Below are 20187 nucleotides of genomic sequence, written 5' to 3'. Positions count from 1 at the left end.
ATTCTGCTGATTCTGCTGATTCTGCTGATTCTGTTGATTCTGCTGATTCTGCTGATTCTCTTGATCCTGAGACTTCTTGCTGTTTTGCTGAGAATCTGAAGATTGATTTTGGTCAGAATTTTTATTCTGATCAGACTGCTGTTGCTGTTGCTGTTGCTGTTGCTGTTGCTGTTGCTGTTGCTGTTGCTGTTGCTGTTGCTGTTGCTCTAGTGCTTTTTTTACAATCTCCAGATTCTTTTGGGCATCCTTGTGGCCTGCATCTTCATCCAGCACTGACTGATAGCTGTCAATGGCATCCTGGAGTTTGCCTGCGAAGGCATAGGCATTACCTAAGTTATAGCGCGATGTGATGTCCTTCTGCTGGCTGAAATACTCAATCGCCTGCTCGTATTGTCCGGCTTTATACAGAGCTGCACCTTTCCATCGCGGAGACATAAACTGCTCTGCTGCAGCTTCATAGTCTTTCTGCTGAAAAGCCTTATAAGCCAGTTGATTGTCGTTCAGCCATGGTGATGCAAAGGCATCATCAACAGGCATAACAATCAGCAGGGCTGCGATGATTACCCCTCGCCGAAAACCGAACAGTGACAAAATCACTAAAGGGATCAGCAACCAGAAGCCATTATTAATCCGTTCTTCCAGTTCTTTGTCTTTGTGCTTATTGGCACCTTCTTGAGGTTTGGAAGTTGCAGCTATCAGTTTTTCAACATCACGGTTGGTCGGTTGTAGCAGCTGCAGCTGTCCACCGGTCTGGTTTACCAGGCTTAGCAGGTTATCCAGATCAACTTTAGCAACCACAGTTTTACCAGAGCTGTCCGTTAATAGTCGGCCATCTGGCATTTGTACCGGCGCACCCTGGCGTGTTCCGACTGCCAGAACAGAAACCCGGTAGCTTGTGCTGTCGAGCAGAGACTGGGCTTCACGGGTCTCTTTCTTAGTCAGGCCATCTGTGACCAGGATGATATCGCCACGCTGATGACCAGCCTGTTTGAGCAGGTTAATCGCTTCCTTAACCCCGGCGGCGGCATTGCTGCCCTGAATCGGCATGATATCTGGAGAAAGATAAGGGATCAGGTTCGCCAGGGTACTGCTGTCTTCTGTTAGTGGGCTAACCACATAACCGTCAGCTGCGTATGTTACGAGTCCTGTACTGCCTTCCTGCCAACCGGGAAGCAGGTCCATCGCTTTATAACGCGCCTGGGTCAGGCGGTTAGGTGCGATGTCTGTGGCATACATTGAGCGGGACATATCCATCACCAGCACTCTTGCTCCGCTGATGCTGTAAGCGGGCAGGGTGGTTTTCTGCCAGCTTGGCCCGGCCAGAGCGATGACGGTAAGCAGCCAGGCTGCACCCAGAAACGGAATAAAGGTATTGCTTGTTTGCTGGTGGCTGAGGCCGAGCTTTTCTGCCAGATGAGGCGCGATAAGGCCGCTTTTGCGTTGAGTCATCTTTAGCCATGGCAACAATAATCCCAGCGGGAGCGCAGCCAGCAGCCAGAGAGGGTGAAGAAAAGTAAAATCAGCCATGTCGTCTCCTTAGCAGTACGATAGCTACTGAAAGCAGCAATGTGAGAGCCAAAGGAAAACGGAACAGTTCCTGACGTGGACGCCAGGTTTGCTGAGCGGTGTTAATTGGTTCCATTTGATCGATTAACTGATAAATATTTTCAAGTTCCTGCGGATTTCTGGCGCGGAAATACTGACCGCCAGTCATTTCAGCAATTTTGGTTAGTGTTCTTTCATCCAGATCCTGCGATGGGTTCACCTTTCTGGTGGAGAAGAATGTTCTTTGCTCCATTTCTTCTGCCCCAATACCGACGGTATAGATGGTGACATCACTTCGGGTGGCAAGCTCTGCCGCTTCAATCGGGTCGATGACACCGGCAGTATTGGCTCCGTCACTAAGCAGGATAATTACTCGCTGTTTAGCATCACTGTCGATAAAGGTTTTGGTTGCCACACCTAAGCCTTCGCCGATGGCGGTACTTTGTCCGATAAGCCCCAGTACAGTGCGGCCCAGTTGCTCCTGAACTGTATTGCGGTCGAAAGTCAGCGGTGTTTGCAGGTAACCGTGGTTGGCAAACAACACCAGGCCAAGGCGATCACCTTGTCGGCGGGCGATAAAGTCATTCAATACCTGTTTTACTGCCGTGAGGCGATCAACAGATTGCCCGCCGGATGTGATCATATCTTCAATTGACATGGAACCGGATAAGTCTACTGCCAGCATCATGTCGCGGTGATCCGGGTTGATCTCTACTGGATCGCCATACCATACCGGGCGGGCGAGGGCGGCAATTAACGACAGCCATGCAATCGTCATGAGTCCTTTTCGCCAGCGAGTATCCGGCTGTTGTGTGCCGATACCGTCAGGCAATTTAGGTAGACGGATAGCTACAGGCTGAACAACGGGTTTTGTGAAGCGGTAAATAAGCAAAGGTAGTGGCAACAGCAACCATGCCCAGATCCAGGAAAACTCAAACATCAGAGGCCTCCTTGCCCTTGCTATGCTGGTTGGTGTGATGACTGTTTTGCTGACGGATTTCCTGGCTGGCAGGAAGCTTGGCTCTTTTCAGCCAGATTGAAGCTTGCTTATAGCACTGACTGAAAGCTGATGGTTCAAGTCCCTGAGGTGAGAAAATGCCGCGCTGCCACTCTTCAGAAATTGACACAAATCCGCGATGTTTTTCGGCCAGATGACTATCCAGGAATGAAAGCCATTGGTCACCGGTTAAACCGGCCACATTCTTTCTCGGGTAATAGGACATTGCTGTTTGACGAAGAAGCAGGTTGATGTTGCCGAACTGAGCCGGATCGTCGAGATGTTTAAGTTGACGCAATGCTTCTTTTCTCGCGCGTTGCTTAACTCTGTGTTGGTTAACCAGGTAAACCAATACAGTAACGGTAAGCAGAACAGCAAGTATGCAAGCCCACCATCCCCATGCCAGAGGCCAGTAACCGGGTTCCGCAGGCAGGTGGATATCAGCAAGAGGAAGAGAGGCGGCAAAATCTTGAGCTGATGCACTATTAGCCATAATGCTTCTCCTTACCGCCAAGTTGCCAGATCAATGGTTGTGCTGCAGATACCTGATGAAGCGGAATCGCCAGGCTCATCGCCATATCATGGATAAAATCCTGATGGTCAATATATTGCTGGCTGAGCTTTTCGCGGGTCTTTCGGGCCGAGAAATCCAGCCATACAGATTGGTTGCTGTCGGCGACATGCTCTGTGCCTTTGAAGGCTGTTTGACCTTGTTCGAGCGGATCATGGATCTGAACAAACTGGATTCGGTTATGTTGTCGCAACTGGCTCAGTCTTCTTTTATCTGTGTCTTTTAGCTGGTAGAAATCGCTGATAATTACGATTTCACTGCCTTTAGAGCACAAATGGTGAAGATGCTTAATTGCTGCAGAAAAGCTCAGGCTTTGATTAGTTTCGTTGCTATTCTGATGGGCATCAATCAATGCATTGATCAGACGCAATGCTCCTCGCTGACGGCCAGTCGGCTTGCATTCAATCAGTTTCTCACCGGTGTAAATAACAGCACCAACACGATCCTGTTCGCTGATAGCCAGCCAGCTTAACAGGCTGGCAAAGTGAGCGGCCTGAACCGACTTCAGCAGTAGTTGTGAGCCAAACTTCATGCTGCTGCTGAGATCGACCAGCAACATAACCGGCATTTCCCGTTCTTCAGTGAACAGCTTGGTGTGGGTTTTTCCTGTCCTTGCTGTGACACGCCAGTCAATTGCACGAATATCGTCACCCGGCTGATAAGGACGAACTTCAGAAAAGTTCATCCCGCGTCCTTTTTTCCGGCTCAAATGCTGGCCGTTGAGCTGCGACCACACACTCTGTGCAGGTGGCAGCCAACGAACAGTTTGATTTTTGTATTGCAGCAATTCAGCCAGACACAGGTTTACCCCGTCACTATGTGACGGCAGGGTAGGTGTCATGGATGTCTCTGTCATGCGCAGGCTACCTGTGCAATCAGCTGGCTGATAATAGTATCAGCAGAAACACCTTCGGCCTGGGCTTCATAGCTCAGCAGCAAACGGTGGCGCAGCACCGGGTAAGCCATTTGCTGGACATCTTCCGGGGTGACAAAGTCACGGCCGTTCAGCCATGCATGGGCTCGGGCGCAGCGGTCAAGCGCAAGAGTGGCACGCGGGCTGACACCCATTTGTAGCCAGTTAGCAAGCTGATCACTGTAACGCTGAGGCTGACGGGTCGCCATTGTCAGTCGAATAATGTAATGCTCGACTTCTTCTGCCATGTGAATATTCAGTACTTGCTGGCGAGCATTGAAGATCTCTTCTTGGCTGATTTGAACCGGCTCTGCTTTTTCCTCTCCCATTGCTTCGCCACGATTCAGGCGCAGGATTTGTAGCTCGCTATCCGCATCTGGGTAATCAACATTCAGTTGCAGCAAGAAACGGTCAAGTTGGGCTTCGGGCAACGGGTAAGTACCTTCCTGCTCAATCGGGTTCTGAGTCGCCATCACCAGGAACAGTTTCGGTAGGGAGTAGGTTTTACGGCCTGCGGTAATTTGCTTTTCGGCCATGGCTTCAAGCATCGCTGCCTGAACTTTGGCCGGGGCACGGTTGATTTCGTCAGCAAGAACCAAGGCATTGAAGATAGGGCCCGGCTGGAAAGTAAATTCCCCGGTTTCCGGGCGATAGATATCCGTACCGGTTAAATCCGCCGGAAGCAGATCCGGGGTGAACTGGATACGGTGGAAGCTGCCCTCGATACAATCGGACAGTACTTTGACTGCTCGCGTTTTTGCTAGGCCCGGAGGTCCTTCAACAAGGATGTGGCCATCGGCAAGAAGTGCAATAAGCAACTGTTTAACAAGATCAGGCTGGCCAATAACCTGGCTGTCTAGGTAAGTCTTAAGGTTTTGAAAAGTAGACGTTAGCATAGATTGGCAATGTCCTATAAAAACAAACAGTCAAACGAAAATGATGAAAATTTTGACCTGAAAAAAGTGATAAAGTTCATGTAGTGCGTTTATATGCGCAATGTTTAGCCACACATTCATCATGAAAGATCTTAGCGACGAATTATAGCTTACTCATAGGGTTAGCTTTCAATTGTAATTACTCGCACCACAATGGATTAAATAAAGACCTCCGCTGACGGGTAGCCTTGTTATGATGTACCAACATGGTGCACAGCAAGTCAGGTAATGCACCAAAGCTTACTGATAAGTTGCACTGTAATTAACCGTGTTTTTGTTCCATGCATTTATCTTATTGAAATTTAGGGTTTTATTTTGGTTTTAAAAGTTGGCTGAATTTTGGCCTGTTGTTTGCTCTGATGAGAATGATTATTCACAAGGAGCTATACAATATGTCAACCAAGATGTTCAGAAGTACATTAGTCGGTGTTGCTGCATCACTGCTCTTGTCATTTAACGCTGTTGCAGCGAAAGATACGATCAAAGTTGGGGTGTTGCATTCCCTTTCAGGGACAATGGCAATCAGTGAAACAACACTAAAAGACACCATCCTTATGATGGTTGAGGAACAAAATAAAAGAGGAGGGCTGCTGGGTAAAAAGCTTGAAGCTGTTGTTGTTGACCCTGCTTCAAACTGGCCCTTGTTTGCTGAAAAAGCTCGTGAACTGATCGAAAAAGAAAAAGTGGACGTGGTTTTCGGCGGCTGGACATCAGTATCCCGTAAATCAATGCTCCCTGTTTTCGAGGAGCTAAATAGTCTGCTGTTTTATCCTGTCCAGTATGAGGGGGAAGAGTCCTCCAAAAATGTCTTTTATACCGGAGCGGCTCCAAACCAGCAGGCTATCCCTGCCGTTGATTACCTAATGAATGAACTGGAAGTGAAGCGTTGGGTACTTGCTGGAACAGATTATGTTTATCCCCGCACGACCAATAAAATCCTTGAAGCCTACCTTCAGTCAAAAGGTGTCGCCAAGAGCGATATCATGATCAGTTATACACCTTTCGGTCACTCTGACTGGCAATCCATTGTTTCTGATATCAAAAAGTTTGGTGCTCAAGGCAAGAAAACTGCTGTAGTTTCAACTATTAATGGCGATGCCAATGTACCGTTTTACAAAGAGCTAGGTGCACAGGGGGTATCTGCTGAAGACATCCCGGTTGTTGCGTTTTCTGTGGGAGAGGAAGAGCTGTCAGGGATGGACACTTCTCCCTTGGTGGGTCACCTGGCTGCATGGAACTACTTCATGAGTGTCGATACACAAGCAAACGGCGAGTTTGTAGAAAAATGGCACAAGTTCATAAAAGACGAAAAACGGGTTTCTAACGATCCGATGGAGGCCAGTTATATCGGCTTTAACATGTGGGTAGAAGCCGTTAAAAAGGCAGGCTCTACAGAGTCTGATGCGATACAGGAAGCGATTATCGGTATTACTGTGCCTAACCTTTCGGGCGGCTACGCAACTATGATGCCGAATCACCATATTACTAAGCCGGTATTGTTGGGTGAGATTCAGGATGACGGTCAGTTCGAAGTGGTGTGGGAAACTGAAGGTGTCGTTGCTGGTGATGCATGGTCTAACTATTTACCGGGTTCAAAGGATCTTTACGCCAGCTGGCTGAAACCTCTTGAATGCGGAAGCTTCAATGTTGTTACCGGTAAGTGTGCCGGAACCAAGAAATAACTGAACCCAATCTCGGCAGGCGTGGGTGCGTCAACGGATGACATCTCCCGCGCCTTGCCAGATTTTATTAGGTGTTCACGTCTGGACGGGTTTTTCAGCCTGGACAATGGTGAGCACAAGTTTGAGTTTGGGGTAGGTATTTTATGAATATACACAGTTGGCTGACAGTTCGATTGCCAGATAAGTCTTCAACAATATCTCAATTACTGTCTGTAGGTTTGCTGTCGGTTGTTTTGTTCCTGAGTTTAGTGGCTGATTCAATTGCGGCTCCGGTTGTTGGCGATGTGGCCTCTTTTCAGAATGTTGAAAAACTGCTGTCACAACGTAATTTTGCTAAGAAGCAGCAGGCCATTGAATGGTTGGTTTTATCTCGTCACACTTCTGCCGCCAGGATCCTTAATGGATTGCTGGAAGGTCAAATTTATTACCATCGTCAAAGCAAAAGATTATTTCATATTGCTGTTCTTAATATTAATGAGTCGGCATTTCTAATTGAAGACAGTAAAGCAGACAGTGAAAAAGTCCTGATAACCAACCGACGGGATTATAAAAAAGTAAAACTCAATAATCGCCTTCGTTCAGCGGTTCGCCTGGGGCTGGCTCAGCTTGATTTAGCATCGGAAATAGAAAATGTTCGTCTGCGGGCCGCAAAAGATTTACTCGGAAACACATCTGATAGCGTTCAGGCATTGGTGCGGGAAACTTATCAGCTGGAAACATCAGTATCGGTGAAAGAAGTGCTGGCATTGGTCTTGGCTATTTCCGATATCAGCTCTGATGACACGACAGTGCGTATGAAAGCATTACAGGCGTTGAATGGTTCTTTAGAGCCTGCGGCGCAGTTGGCGATGAAAAAATCATTGGATGCTGAGCTTGCCAGAGAAAACGGTGATGCTGAATTTATCGCCGGGCTCAAGCTTGGCATTGACAGTTATGAGCAAAGCCAGCGGTTGTATAGCTCTGTAGAGACTCTCTATTTTGGGCTTAGCCTCGGTTCTGTGCTGGTGTTAGCCGGAATCGGTCTGGCGATTACATTCGGTGTTATGGGTGTTATCAACATGGCGCATGGTGAACTCATAATGCTGGGGGCATATACCACTTATGTGATGCAGCAGCTGATGCCTGGCCATACAGGCATGTCGCTGATTCTTTCTATTCCGGCAGCCTTTCTGGTTGCAGGGGCAGTGGGGGTAGCAATTGAGCGGGGAGTGATTCGTTTTCTCTATGGTCGTCCGTTGGAAACGTTACTAGCAACATTCGGTATCAGTCTTATTTTGCAGCAAGCGGTGCGCAGTATTTTTTCTCCTCTTAACCGCTCAGTCTCAACCCCTGATTGGATGAGTGGGATGCTGGAAGTCAATCCCATGCTTTCGCTGACTTATAACCGCCTCTATATCATTTTCTTCTGTCTGCTGGTTTTTGCTGCGCTGGTTTTCATTCTCAAAAAAACATCTTTGGGTCTTCAGGTTCGGGCTGTATCGCAGAACAGAGCTATGGCCCGTGCTATGGGCGTTCGCTCCGAGTGGGTTGATGCGATGACGTTTGGTTTGGGTTCCGGGGTTGCCGGTGTTGCTGGCGTTGCGCTTTCTCAGTTGACTAATGTTGGCCCCAACATGGGGCAGAGTTACATCATCGACTCTTTCATGGTGGTGGTGTTTGGTGGTGTCGGCAATCTGTGGGGAACTCTGGTTGCAGGGCTGAGTCTTGGGATCTTCAATAAATCCCTCGAACCTTGGGCCGGAGCAGTGTTGGCGAAAATTCTGGTGCTGGTCTTCATTATTCTGTTTATCCAGAAGCGACCTCGCGGATTGTTTCCACAACGTGGTCGGGCAGTGGAGGGTTAGCGTATGTTGAAATCAATATTAAAGGATGATCGTGGTGGTCAGTTGTTGCTGACTCTTCTGCTCATATTGGCTTTTGTCATTCCGGCCCTGAATATGCTTGTGGCGGAGGGGCACCCGTTACATGTTGAAACCTACACCATTACTTTACTTGGTAAGTACCTGACTTATGCGTTGCTGGCGCTGGCCGTTGATCTGATTTGGGGGTATCTGGGGATCCTCAGTCTCGGGCATGGCGCTTTTTTTGCTCTGGGCGGTTATGCCATGGGTATGTATTTGATGCGCCAGATTGGTGACAGAGGTGTGTATGGCGACCCGATCCTACCGGATTTCATGGTGTTCCTGAATTGGAAAGAATTGCCATGGTTCTGGAATGGGTTTGATATGTTCTGGTTTGCCTGTTTGATGGTTGTTCTGGTGCCGGGAGTTCTGGCCTGGGTGTTTGGTTATCTGGCCTTTCGTTCACGAGTCTCCGGTGTCTACCTTTCGATTATGACCCAGGCGCTGACCTTTGCGCTGATGCTGGCATTTTTCCGTAATGAAATGGGGTTTGGCGGCAATAACGGGCTGACTGACTTTAAAGATATTCTCGGATTCAGCCTGCAATCAGACACGACCCGAATTGTGTTGTTTGTTGCTTCAGCTATTGCATTGATGACTGGCTATCTGGTTTGCCGGGCGGTAATCGCCAGCAGGCTGGGTAAAGTAGCGCTTGCGACCCGGGATGAAGAATCAAGAGTTCGTTTTATTGGCTATAACGTTGATCAGATCAAACTGTGGATCTTTGTTTTGTCTGCCGTTCTTGCGGGTATTGCCGGTGCCTTGTATGTCCCACAGGTCGGTATTATTAACCCCGGAGAGTTTGCACCGCTCAACTCCATTGAAATTGTTGTCTGGGTTGCGCTTGGTGGCCGTGCAACCTTGTTTGGTGCCGTGGTCGGCGCGGTGCTGATTAACTACGCCAAAAGCTGGTTTACGATAGAACTGCCTGAAGTCTGGTTGTTCGCACTTGGCGGATTATTTGTAATGGCGACGCTGTTTCTGCCCGAAGGTATTACTGGTTTTATCAGTAAGTGTTTCTCCCGAAAAACTCCTGCTAAGGAGGCGTCATTATGACAACCATTCCTCAGCAACTATCACCGCAAAAGCTGCTCAAGACGGGCGACGCTAACCCGTCTGAATCCCAGTTTCGCCGGAAATTAAGGAACCTGGTGCGCCGGGATCAGGTTTTCGACTTCCTTAAGCCGCAATACCACCCCTTATTGGATACCCGACACAACATTTTGCTTTATATCGAAGGGGTGACTAAGTCATTTGATGGTTTTAAAGCGATTGATGATCTGAATTTGTATATCAGGGAAGGGGAATTGCGCTGCATCATTGGTCCGAATGGAGCGGGCAAAACGACCATGATGGATATCATCACAGGCAAAACCCGGCCTGATGAAGGCCAAGTCTGGCTGGGTTCAAACCTCAACTTACTAAATATGGACGAAGCTGAAATCGCTAATGCCGGTATTGGCCGTAAATTTCAGAAGCCGACCGTATTTGAATGTCTGACGGTGTGGCACAACCTTGAATTGGCAATGGCTGGTGAGCGCGGTGTGTTTGATGTTTTTCGTGCCCGTTTAAACGGGGCGCAAAGAGATGAAATTAATCGAGTCCTGGAACAGGTTGGTTTGTGTAATCAGGCCTCTCTATTAGCGGGGAATTTGTCTCACGGTCAGAAGCAGTGGCTTGAGATTGGTATGTTACTGATGCAAAAGCCGAAGCTATTGCTGGTGGATGAACCTGTTGCCGGGATGACTCATCAGGAAATGGACAGAACGGCGGCGTTGCTGACATCACTGGCTGGCGAACACTCTGTTGTAGTTGTCGAGCACGATATGGACTTTGTGCGTTCGATAGCCAGTACGGTTTCTGTTCTTCATCAGGGACATGTGTTGGCAGAAGGAAGCATGAGCGAGATTCAGTCGAATCCTCAGGTTAAACAAGTCTATTTGGGAGAGTAGTGATGCTGGAAGTCAGAGGATTGAACCAATTCTATGGTGAAAGCCACACCTTGTGGGATCTTGATATTTCCGTTCCTGAAGGCGAGTGCACAGTGCTGATGGGACGAAATGGAGTCGGTAAAACTACTTTGTTGGAATGCGTGATGGGATTGCTGCCTGTCGATAGCGGAGAAATTATCTGGGAAGGCAAAGATATCAGTGCGATGTCTGCCGAAAGCCGTCCCCGTCATGGTGTGGGTTATGTTCCGCAAGGAAGGCAGATTTTCTCTCTGCTGACTGTTGAAGAAAACCTTCAGATTGGTTTGCCGATCCGTGCCAAAGGGGATCGAATTATCCCGGAATTTATCTATGAACTGTTTCCTGTGCTGAAAGAGATGCTTCATCGTCGAGGTGGTGATCTTTCCGGTGGCCAGCAGCAGCAACTGGCGATTGCCAGGGCACTGGTGATTAATCCGAGGCTGCTCATTCTGGATGAGCCAACAGAAGGCATTCAGCCTAATATCGTTCAGGAAATTGCAGACATTATCCTCAAGCTAAATCAAACACTGGGGCTGACTGTGTTGCTGGTTGAGCAGAAGCTGCCCTTTGCCAGAAAAGTCGGTGACCATTTTTGTCTGCTTGACCGGGGGCGGGCTGTAGCCAAAGGGAATATGACACAGCTCAATGACCAACTTATCAGGGAGTATCTGACCGTATGACCATCATGCCGGAAAGGAAGCCGTTAGATGCCTGTTTGAGTGATGAGAAATTGCAGATTGTTTCTGTCAGACCTAAGCCGACACCAGCAGAGCTGGATCAACAGCAGGGATGGCGGGCTCAGTTGGAACTGGGTTTTTCTGCCCGGTTCGGCAAAACCTTGCTCAAACACCGCAGACAGTATGGTCCCTTGGCTGTGCAGCGGCCTCTTTATCCTGAAGGTGGAATTTGCCACACGTATTTACTTCACCCTCCCGGAGGTGTTGTCGGAGGCGATAAATTATCGATTGAGGTTTCATGTGGCCCGGGTGCAAGTGCGCTGGTTACCACGCCAGGAGCCACTAAGTTTTATCGTTCTGCGGGTGCATTTGCTTGCCAGAAGCAGAGTCTTACCGTGAAAAAAGGTGCGATGCTGGAATGGTTGCCTCAGGAAAATATCTATTTTCCTGAGGCGCGAGTCAGGATGGATACCGAAATTCATGTAGAGGCAGGTGGTCGGTTTATTGGTTGGGAATTGCACTGTTTTGGGCGGCCTGCACTAAAAGAGGGATTTTCGACGGGGTCTGTTGTTGGCAGCACTTGTCTACGTATCGAAGATAATCTGATTCTTGCTGAGCAACTAAATGTCCATGGGGATGACCCGCATCAGTATTCGGCCGGGATGCGGGGTAACGCTATGCTGGCAACCATGATGATTACTGATTCTGATGTTTTTTTGCTCAATATGGTACAGGGTTTGCTAAACCACTATCAGAACTACCTGACGAAAAACAGGATTGTGTCAGGCGTTACTGAAGTTGCGGATATCAATGATAAACACAGGGTGTTGGTCATTAGGGTAATGGGTAACGGTACGGAGCCAATCATGACTCTGTTTCGGGAGGTTTGGACGTCGGTCAGGGAATATTGGCATGGAACGTCGCCTAACCTGCCGAGGATATGGGCAACCTGAGAGGTAGGGGCAATCGGATATATGGGGAAATTGAAAGTCATTTGAGCTATTGCAGGAGGGACTGATGGAGTTAACCCCCAGAGAAAAGGACAAGTTGTTAATTTTTACCGCCGCTTTATTAGCAGAACAACGTCGTGACAAAGGCCTGAAGCTGAATTACCCGGAGTCGGTTGCTTTGATCAGCGCGGCAGTCATGGAAGGTGCAAGAGAGGGAAAAACGGTTGCTGAACTGATGGATTTCGGTCGGACCATTTTATCTGCTGATGAGGTTATGGAAGGCGTTGCCGCCATGATCCATGATGTGCAGGTGGAGGCAACTTTTCCTGACGGCACTAAATTGGTGACAGTACACGATCCTATTGTGTGAGGTGCGGAATGTCTGGTGTTAAAGCTTCAAATGAAAAAAGTGAACTTATTCCCGGTGAGATTCAGTGTGCGGCTGCTGATATTGAACTGAATCCGGGCAGGCCGTTGATATCTGTTGCTGTTGCTAATTTGGGCGATAGGCCGATACAGGTTGGTTCGCATTACCACTTTTATGAAGTGAATGAATCTTTGGATTTCAAACGGGAAGCAACCTTGGGGTATCGGCTGAATATTGCTGCCGGTACAGCAATACGTTTTGAGCCAGGCCAAATCCGGACAGTAGAGCTGGTGAGTTTCGGCGGAACCATGTCTATATACGGCTTTCAGGGAAAAGTCATGGGGCCTCTGGACGCGGAGTTGCCATTGACAGGAACTAATGGCATTGAGGCAGAAAAATAGCAGGGAGGCTTAGAATTAGATGGCAACGATATCCCGACAGGCTTATGGGGAGATGTTCGGTCCGACGGTCGGCGACAGGGTCAGGCTGGCCGATACAGAACTGTGGCTTGAAGTTGAGAAAGATTACACACGTTATGGCGATGAAGTTAAGTTTGGTGGTGGAAAAGTTATTCGTGACGGAATGGGACAAAGTCAGTGTCCGTCAGCTGAAACTCCGGATCTGGTGATCACCAATGCAGTTGTACTGGACTACTGGGGCATAGTCAAAGCAGATGTCGCCATAAAAGAGGGGCGGATTAGCGGTATCGGCAAAGCGGGTAATCCGGATGTCCAGTCCGGTGTCGACATTGTGATTGGCCCTGGAACAGAAATTCTTGCCGGAGAAGGTTCGATCCTGACTGCCGGAGGAATTGATTCTCATATTCACTTTATCTGCCCTCAGCAAATTGAAGAGGCATTGTGCTCAGGGATCACCACAATGCTTGGCGGTGGAACCGGTCCGGCAACAGGAACAAATGCTACAACCTGTACACCGGGGCCTTGGAATATTCACCGTATGCTGGAATCGCTGGACCATTTTCCGATGAACTTTGGTTTGCTGGGAAAAGGGAATGCCAGTTTACCTGATGCTTTGTATGAACAGGTGGAAGCAGGAGCGGTAGGTCTTAAATTACATGAGGACTGGGGGACTACGCCTGCGTCGATTGATAACTGTCTGAGTGTGGCTGATGACACTGATGTGCAAGTCGCCATTCATACAGATACGTTGAACGAGTCAGGCTTTGTCGAGTCAACTTTAGCTGCAATCGGTGATCGGGTTATCCACACTTACCATACCGAAGGTGCGGGGGGAGGGCATGCTCCGGATATTATCCGCGCATGCGGTGAGCCAAATGTGTTGCCATCTTCGACCAATCCAACCCGGCCCTATACCGTCAATACGGTTGATGAGCATCTCGATATGCTGATGGTCTGCCATCATCTTTCTCCGTCAATTGCTGAAGATGTTGCATTTGCCGAATCTCGTATCCGTCGTGAAACCATCGCAGCGGAAGACATTCTTCATGATCTGGGAGCGTTTTCGATGATCGCTTCCGATTCCCAGGCGATGGGGCGAGTGGGTGAAGTGATTACTCGCACTTGGCAGACTGCGCACAAAATGAAAGTACAGCGAGGAAGTCTGCCACAAGATTCCGGTTACAGCGATAATTTCAGGCTCAAACGTTATATTGCCAAATACACCATTAACCCGGCTATTACACACGGTATCAGCCATGAAGTGGGATCAATCGAAGTGGGTAAGTTGGCAGATCTGGTGCTTTGGAAACCGGCTTTTTTCGGAGTTAAACCGAGCTCAATAATTAAGGGGGGGATGATAGCCGCCGCACCTATGGGTGATCCTAATGCCTCAATTCCCACCCCTCAGCCTGTTCATTATCGATCTATGTTCGGCAGTTTTGGTAAAGCCAGGCAGAAAACTTCAATGTTATTTATTTCAGCAGCAGCGAAGGCCGCGGGGATTGATGGCCAGCTTGGATTACAGAGTCAGATTGGTATTGCAAAAAGATGTCGTGATATCAGCAAAGCAGACATGGTGTTAAATGATTGGCAGCCCAATATCGAAGTGGACTCTCAAACCTATCAGGTTCGAGCCAATGGCGAACTTCTGATTTGTGAACCGGCAGACGTCTTGCCGATGGCGCAGCGGTATTTTTTATTTTAAGGGGGAAACAAATGATTGTGCTTACCCATGTTTTGCAGGCAGAAAAGTCTGATTCAGCTTTTGATGTCACTCTTAGTTTGCCAATTGATTTACGGATCAAAAGTCGTCTTAAAGTGACGCTTGATGATGGCCGGGAAGCTGGTTTGTTCCTACCGCGAGGAAAGATCTTACGCGGCGGAGATGTCATACAAGGAGATGAGGGGATAAAAGTCCAGATTCGTGCGGCGAATGAGAGTGTATCAACCGTATATTGCCGGGACTCGCACTTGATGGCTCGCGTTTGTTATCACCTGGGAAATCGCCACGTTCCCTTGGAAATTAAGCCAGATTGGGTTCGTTACCAGCACGATCGTGTCTTAGATGAAATGGTTACTGCGTTAGGTGCGGATGTGGTGTCCGAGCTTGCTCCTTTTGAGCCTGAGGATGGTGCTTATGGCGGCATAAATGGTGGACACGGACACAATCATTAAGACGGTATAGCGACAATATTTGCAGATCATACCAATAGAAATCAGAACAGCATGAAGCGCTTATTAATCAGGCAAGGAGTAAGCAATGACCAGGTTAGAGTTCAATTGTTCGGGAAAACAGGGCATCAGCCGTATGGTAGCCACATTAGGTGCATTAGGTACATCCGGTTCAGTGTGGGCGCATGACAGCGGAGCATCATTAGCTGGAGGTGATGTATCCGACAGGCTCATATCGGCATTTTATTCAGGGATAATCCACCCACTGACTGGTTTTGACCATTTGGTAATGCTCATAGGCATCGGATTAATAGCAGCCCAATATAAGAAACTCAGGACAAACAATAGCGGACTCGGTCCGATTTTGATGGCGTTGATTTGTATGTTAGTTGGTCTTGGTATGGGGGCTTTTGCAGGGGAGGTAAATGGAGTTGAGCCAATGATTATTGGTTCGGTATTTGTTGTCGCTATTACCGCTCTAAGTCTCAATAGATTTTCTGTATCAAAACATCGAGTTTTGTCTTTATTGCCAGCAATTGCAGCGATGATGTTGATTTTTCATGGCTGGGCTCATGGGGCGGAAGCTTCAGGACAGAGCCTGCTGGCTTTCGCTCCAGGGATGCTTGTTGGCGCCGGATTCTTGAGTTCAGTCGGATTTATGCTGGGACGAGTTATGGTCCCCGGATGGCAAGGGGTGTTTTTAGGCGCTAGTGGACTTGTTCTGGCAGTAACCGGTTAATTACTCAACTTAATGTAATACCAGCGGGAGCAGAAATGATTGAAACCAAGCGTTTTCTGGCGGATTTTCGCTTATATCAGTTGATGAGTCCATCTCTTCCGATTGGTGCTTTCACTTATTCGCAAGGGCTTGAATGGGCGGTTGAGCATGGTTGGGTAACAGATCAGAAAAGTCTGCAAAAATGGCTTGAAGATATGCTCCATCATAGCCTGGTAACAATGGAGTTACCCCTATTACAGCGGTTATATCAAGCAATGAATGCACAGGATATTCGGACTGTAAATAGGTGGAGCCAGTGGCTTTATGCTTGCCGGGAAACGAAAGAAATGCGCCTTGAAGAGAAGCAGCGAGGGCTGGCTGCCGTCAGGTTACTTAGGCAATTGGATGAAAGGTTCAATAACTTGTTGGATGAGGTTGAGCACTACAACCAGTTAGTCGCTTTTGCTCTTGCTGCCAACTTGTGGCAAATCGATAGTGATGATTTATGTGCAGGCTATCTGTGGAGTTGGCTGGAAAATGCAACGATGGCTGGAGTTAAGTTAATTCCGCTTGGCCAAACTCAGGGACAACAGATTTTGTTGGAGGTTTCAACACGATTGCCTGAGGCGATAGCGGCATCCAGACAGGTTGAAGATCATGAAATAGGTAGTTTTACACCGGCTCAGGCCATAGCAAGCAGTCGGCACGAAACACAATACACACGGCTATATCGCTCTTAAGGATAAGAATATGACAGCATACAAGTCACCGTTACGGGTTGGCGTCGGCGGCCCTGTCGGTTCGGGTAAGACAGCATTGCTTGAAGTGTTATGCAAAACAATTCGCGACAAATACAACATTGCTGTTGTCACCAATGATATCTACACACAAGAAGATGCCAGGATCCTGACAAAGGCTGAGGCTCTGGCTGAGGATCGAATCATAGGTGTTGAAACCGGAGGATGCCCTCATACGGCAATACGTGAGGATGCATCAATGAATTTGGCCGCAGTTGAAGATCTTGCAAGACGACATCAAACGCTGGACGTAGTTTTTATCGAAAGTGGAGGTGATAACCTAAGTGCAACCTTCAGCCCGGAACTGGCTGACTTAACAATATATGTCATTGATGTAGCAGAAGGAGAAAAGATCCCAAGGAAAGGTGGACCGGGCATAACACGCTCAGACTTATTGGTGATCAATAAGATTGATCTGGCTCCTTATGTTGGTGCTTCACTGGAGATTATGGATCAGGATACCAAGCGAATGCGTCCGGATAAGCCATACGTCTTTACAAATCTCAAAGAAGGTAAGGGGGTATCAGACATCATCGATTTTGTTGTAACACAGGGAATGCTTGATGGTTAATTATTAAATTAACCTGCTCATGAGGAAGCCTGAAAAATCAGGCTTCCCATATTTTGAGAATACGAACGAAATTAAAATAATTCACACTGTACGTTTATTTTTACGGTTTTTTGATTTTTGGTTGAGTCTTTACTTAATTATTTAATTTAAAATAAAGTCTAAATTATTTCACTTTGTTTAGAGTGAAATTTTGCATAAAACACCTTCCTTGTTTTTATATTTTATTCATATCTCATTACTGACCTTTATGTCTGTTAATGCTATGCCGGAATATCCATTCTTGCAAAATTATAATAACAACTATCAATTGCGCTGTTGCACCCAATAAATGTGATTCTATTCAGGAATATTGGTACGACCATTGATGCTGTGTGTTGATATTAATATGTGCGTGTGTTCTTATAATAATTATGCAATCTGATGGTCACATAAGTGTCTTTTTAAACAGATAAATTTATAAAAAATTCGGTCATGAACCGAGTGGTTGTTTGGGTTTGGATAAACCCTTTTACTGATATCAGAGTCATTAGTGTTTTGATATCAATATTTTAATCATCATCACCGATGGAATGGAGTCTTCCGTAATGAGCAAGAAAGCATTAGTAACTGGTGCGAAAGGTGGAATCGGATCTGCAATCACGAACTCTTTGATTGAGGCAGGATACCGAGTAATAGCAGCTTACTTCCCGAGCAATGAAGCATGTGCTCGGAAATGGTTTAAAGAGAATAACTATTCAGAGGGGCAGGTCAGGCTCTATCCATTGGATGTTACGGATACAGATTACTGTGAAGAGGCGATTGCAACATTGCTGCAAGAAGAGGGTAACATTGATGTGCTGGTTAATAATGCTGGGATCACCCGTGATACAACGTTTAAACGTATGACGGCGAAGCAATGGAATGAGGTGATAACAACAAACCTAAATAGTCTATATAACGTCACTCATCCATTATTTTCTTCTATGTGTGACAGCGGCAATGCACGAGTTATTAATATTTCGTCGGTCAACGGGCTTAAAGGTCAGTTTGGCCAAGCCAACTACTCTGCTGCAAAAGCTGGAATGCTTGGTTTTACCAAAGCTCTGGCTGCAGAAGGTGCTCGGTACGGAGTTACTGTTAACGCAATTGCACCAGGTTACACAAGTACGCCTATGGTTGATGATATCAAGCCGGAAGTGCTTGAGGGTATCAAAGCTGAAATACCAATGAGGCGTCTTGCAAAACCCAATGAAGTTGCTGCTGCGGTAACTTTCCTTGCCAGTGATGCTGCAGCGTACATTACGGGAGAAACCTTGTCTGTAAACGGCGGTTTGTACATGCACTGATAGTTGGCTAAGTAATTTTTAGGAAAGGACGCTAAAGAAATGACTAAAGTTTTTATTGTGGCTGCAAAACGTACACCAATGGGCAGTTTTAATGGTTCGCTTAAATCTGTCCCTGCATCAATCTTGGCTGCGACTGCTATCAAGGCTGCCTTACAGGAGGCAAAGGTTGAGCCAGCGAATGTTGATGAAGTGATATTGGGTAACGTTGTTGGCGCTGGTCAGGGCATGGGCCCTGGTCGTCAAGCCGCCATTTATGCAGACATTCCACAAGAAGTACCGGCTTATAGCCTTAACATGGTTTGCGGTAGTGGTATGAAAGCGGTAATGGATGCTGCGGCTCACATCAAAGCTGGTGATGCTGAGTTGGTAGTTGCCGCTGGTGCAGAAAACATGTCACGAATTCCGTTTAGTGTGTCATCAAAAATTCGTGATGGACAAAAGATGGGTGCCATGGAACTGGCCGATCTGCTTATCTCTGATGGTCTGACTGACGTGTTTAATAATTATCACATGGGTATGACTGCAGAAAATATCGTTGAACAGATTGGTCTGACCCGTGAACAGCAAGATAACTTTGCTTTGGTAAGTCAACAAAAAGCGGTTGCGGCGATTGAGCAGGGCAAATTTGTTGAAGAAATCGTGCCAGTAGAAGTCACTGAACGTCGTAAGACAAGGATTGTTGATACTGACGAATATCCAAAATCAGATGCATCTATTGAAGGCTTGTCAAAACTGCGTCCGGCATTCAGGAAGGAAGGTTCTGTTACTGCAGGTAATGCTTCAGGTATTAATGATGGCGGTAGCGCAATTATTCTTGCCTCTGAAGCAGCTGTCGAGAAATACGGCCTGACGCCGCTGGCAGAGCTGTATAGCTATGCTCAGGGTGGTGTTGATCCAAAAGTAATGGGGCTGGGTCCTGTGCCTGCAACAATAAAAGCGTTGGAAAAAGCAGAGCTTAATGTTGACCAGATTGGTTTGTTCGAATTTAACGAAGCGTTTGCAGCTCAGGCACTTGGGGTTCTGCATCAACTATCAGATAAGTTGGACACTAAAGTCGAAGATCTTGCTGAGCGTTCAAACGTAAACGGTGGTGCTATAGCACTGGGTCACCCTCTGGGCGCATCTGGTAACCGCATCATTGTTAGTCTTCTTCATGAAATGCGTCGTCGCGACACTGAGTACGGTCTGGCTACTTTGTGTATCGGTGGCGGTATGGGTACTGCAGTTGTACTCAAAAATGTTTAATCAGAAGTATTGATTGTATCCGGATCAATAGATTCGGATACCTCACTGTAAATTACTAATTGAAGGAAAAAATTATGTATACGGAAATGTTTAAATCTTTCTCTGAACAGACTGAGAAAACACTCGCACCATACGTTAAGTTCAACAAGCTTTTCACTAAAAACGTTGAAGAGTTGACTGAGCTTCAGCTTACTGCTGTTCGTTCATATAGTGAGCTAGGTCTGAATCAGTTGAAAGCGTTAAGCGATGTGAAAGACATGCAGTCTTATGTTGCCTTCAATAGTCAGCAGCTTGAAGCGCTAACCAAGCTGTCTCAACAACTAATCGAAGACAGTAACAAGTTCAATGCTATTGCTCAGACTTTCAAAACAGAAGTTGAAGAGCTAGTTGCCGAGAACGTAAAGCAGGTTACACCAGCTCAATAATGACCAC

General features: G+C 47.2%; 21 protein-coding genes. 16 read left to right on the top strand and 5 right to left on the bottom strand.

Annotation, left to right across the window (positions count from 1 at the left end; translation table 11 throughout):
* The 5 genes from C942_RS12490 to C942_RS12470 all read right to left on the bottom strand — a co-directional run.
* Window positions 1–1527, bottom strand: a 1527-nt coding sequence (locus tag C942_RS12490) for a vWA domain-containing protein (RefSeq protein WP_036799974.1), incomplete at its 3' end; no start/stop codon positions are given.
* Window positions 1520–2485, bottom strand: coding sequence for a vWA domain-containing protein (locus tag C942_RS12485; RefSeq protein ID WP_007466286.1), 966 nt, complete (start codon window positions 2483–2485; stop codon window positions 1520–1522). The genes C942_RS12485 and C942_RS12490, both read right to left, overlap by 8 nt.
* Window positions 2478–3035 carry a DUF4381 domain-containing protein gene (locus C942_RS12480; RefSeq protein WP_007466284.1) on the bottom strand — a complete coding sequence of 186 codons (558 nt, stop codon included), beginning with the start codon at window positions 3033–3035 and terminating at the stop codon, window positions 2478–2480. The genes C942_RS12485 and C942_RS12480 overlap by 8 nt, the downstream gene beginning before the upstream one ends.
* Window positions 3028–3969, bottom strand: a complete 942-nt coding sequence (locus C942_RS12475; RefSeq protein WP_007466282.1) for a DUF58 domain-containing protein — start codon at window positions 3967–3969, stop codon at window positions 3028–3030. The genes C942_RS12480 and C942_RS12475 overlap by 8 nt, the downstream gene beginning before the upstream one ends.
* A complete protein-coding gene (locus tag C942_RS12470) occupies window positions 3966–4922 on the bottom strand; it encodes an AAA family ATPase (protein ID WP_007466280.1) in 957 nt (318 codons plus the stop codon). The genes C942_RS12475 and C942_RS12470 overlap by 4 nt, the downstream gene beginning before the upstream one ends.
* Before the next feature lie 431 nt (window positions 4923–5353).
* Here C942_RS12470 and urtA point away from each other — a divergent pair, with 431 nt between their 5' ends.
* The 16 genes from urtA (at window position 5354) to C942_RS12390 (ending at window position 20180) form a co-directional block, all read left to right on the top strand.
* A complete protein-coding gene (gene urtA, locus C942_RS12465) occupies window positions 5354–6643 on the top strand; it encodes an urea ABC transporter substrate-binding protein (RefSeq protein ID WP_007466278.1) in 1290 nt (429 codons plus the stop codon).
* A 143-nt stretch (window positions 6644–6786) separates the two neighbouring features.
* Window positions 6787–8487 carry an urea ABC transporter permease subunit UrtB gene (gene urtB / locus C942_RS12460; protein ID WP_007466276.1) on the top strand — a complete coding sequence of 567 codons (1701 nt, stop codon included), beginning with the start codon at window positions 6787–6789 and terminating at the stop codon, window positions 8485–8487.
* A 3-nt stretch (window positions 8488–8490) separates the two neighbouring features.
* Window positions 8491–9600, top strand: a complete 1110-nt coding sequence (gene urtC, locus C942_RS12455) for an urea ABC transporter permease subunit UrtC (RefSeq protein WP_007466274.1) — start codon at window positions 8491–8493, stop codon at window positions 9598–9600.
* Window positions 9597–10496 carry an urea ABC transporter ATP-binding protein UrtD gene (gene urtD / locus C942_RS12450; RefSeq protein WP_007466272.1) on the top strand — a complete coding sequence of 300 codons (900 nt, stop codon included), beginning with the start codon at window positions 9597–9599 and terminating at the stop codon, window positions 10494–10496. The genes urtC and urtD overlap by 4 nt, the downstream gene beginning before the upstream one ends.
* Before the next feature lie 2 nt (window positions 10497–10498).
* Window positions 10499–11194: an urea ABC transporter ATP-binding subunit UrtE gene (gene urtE, locus C942_RS12445; protein ID WP_007466270.1), complete on the top strand. Its 696-nt coding sequence runs from the start codon at window positions 10499–10501 to the stop codon at window positions 11192–11194.
* Complete coding sequence (locus C942_RS12440) at window positions 11191–12144, top strand: urease accessory protein UreD (protein ID WP_007466268.1); 954 nt, start codon at window positions 11191–11193, stop codon at window positions 12142–12144. Before urtE ends, C942_RS12440 begins: the two co-directional genes overlap by 4 nt.
* A gap of 64 nt (window positions 12145–12208) precedes the next feature.
* Complete coding sequence (ureA, locus tag C942_RS12435) at window positions 12209–12511, top strand: urease subunit gamma (protein ID WP_007466266.1); 303 nt, start codon at window positions 12209–12211, stop codon at window positions 12509–12511.
* An 8-nt stretch (window positions 12512–12519) separates the two neighbouring features.
* Window positions 12520–12909, top strand: coding sequence for an urease subunit beta (locus C942_RS12430; protein WP_007466264.1), 390 nt, complete (start codon window positions 12520–12522; stop codon window positions 12907–12909).
* A 19-nt stretch (window positions 12910–12928) separates the two neighbouring features.
* On the top strand, window positions 12929–14632 hold the full coding sequence (gene ureC / locus C942_RS12425; RefSeq protein WP_007466262.1) for an urease subunit alpha: 1704 nt from the start codon (window positions 12929–12931) through the stop codon (window positions 14630–14632).
* An 11-nt stretch (window positions 14633–14643) separates the two neighbouring features.
* On the top strand, window positions 14644–15102 hold the full coding sequence (gene ureE / locus C942_RS12420) for an urease accessory protein UreE (RefSeq protein WP_007466260.1): 459 nt from the start codon (window positions 14644–14646) through the stop codon (window positions 15100–15102).
* An 85-nt stretch (window positions 15103–15187) separates the two neighbouring features.
* Window positions 15188–15838 carry a HupE/UreJ family protein gene (locus tag C942_RS12415; protein ID WP_051035812.1) on the top strand — a complete coding sequence of 217 codons (651 nt, stop codon included), beginning with the start codon at window positions 15188–15190 and terminating at the stop codon, window positions 15836–15838.
* Window positions 15839–15873: 35 nt separating this feature from the next.
* On the top strand, window positions 15874–16557 hold the full coding sequence (locus tag C942_RS12410) for an urease accessory protein UreF (protein ID WP_007466258.1): 684 nt from the start codon (window positions 15874–15876) through the stop codon (window positions 16555–16557).
* Between the two features lie 10 nt (window positions 16558–16567).
* Complete coding sequence (gene ureG / locus C942_RS12405; protein WP_007466257.1) at window positions 16568–17185, top strand: urease accessory protein UreG; 618 nt, start codon at window positions 16568–16570, stop codon at window positions 17183–17185.
* A 584-nt stretch (window positions 17186–17769) separates the two neighbouring features.
* Entirely contained in the window at window positions 17770–18510 is a 741-nt protein-coding gene (locus tag C942_RS12400) for an SDR family oxidoreductase (RefSeq protein WP_007466256.1), read from the top strand.
* A 39-nt stretch (window positions 18511–18549) separates the two neighbouring features.
* A complete protein-coding gene (locus C942_RS12395) occupies window positions 18550–19755 on the top strand; it encodes an acetyl-CoA C-acetyltransferase (protein ID WP_007466254.1) in 1206 nt (401 codons plus the stop codon).
* 74 nt (window positions 19756–19829) lie between these two features.
* Entirely contained in the window at window positions 19830–20180 is a 351-nt protein-coding gene (locus C942_RS12390) for a phasin family protein (RefSeq protein WP_007466253.1), read from the top strand.
* The last annotated feature ends 7 nt before the right edge of the window (window positions 20181–20187 follow it).

Origin of the sequence: Photobacterium marinum (genome assembly GCF_000331515.1) — a bacterium.
In the GTDB taxonomy this organism is placed as follows: domain Bacteria; phylum Pseudomonadota; class Gammaproteobacteria; order Enterobacterales; family Vibrionaceae; genus Photobacterium; species Photobacterium marinum.
Note: the sequence above shows the minus strand (reverse complement) of the source record. Positions and strands in the feature narration are given on the sequence as shown.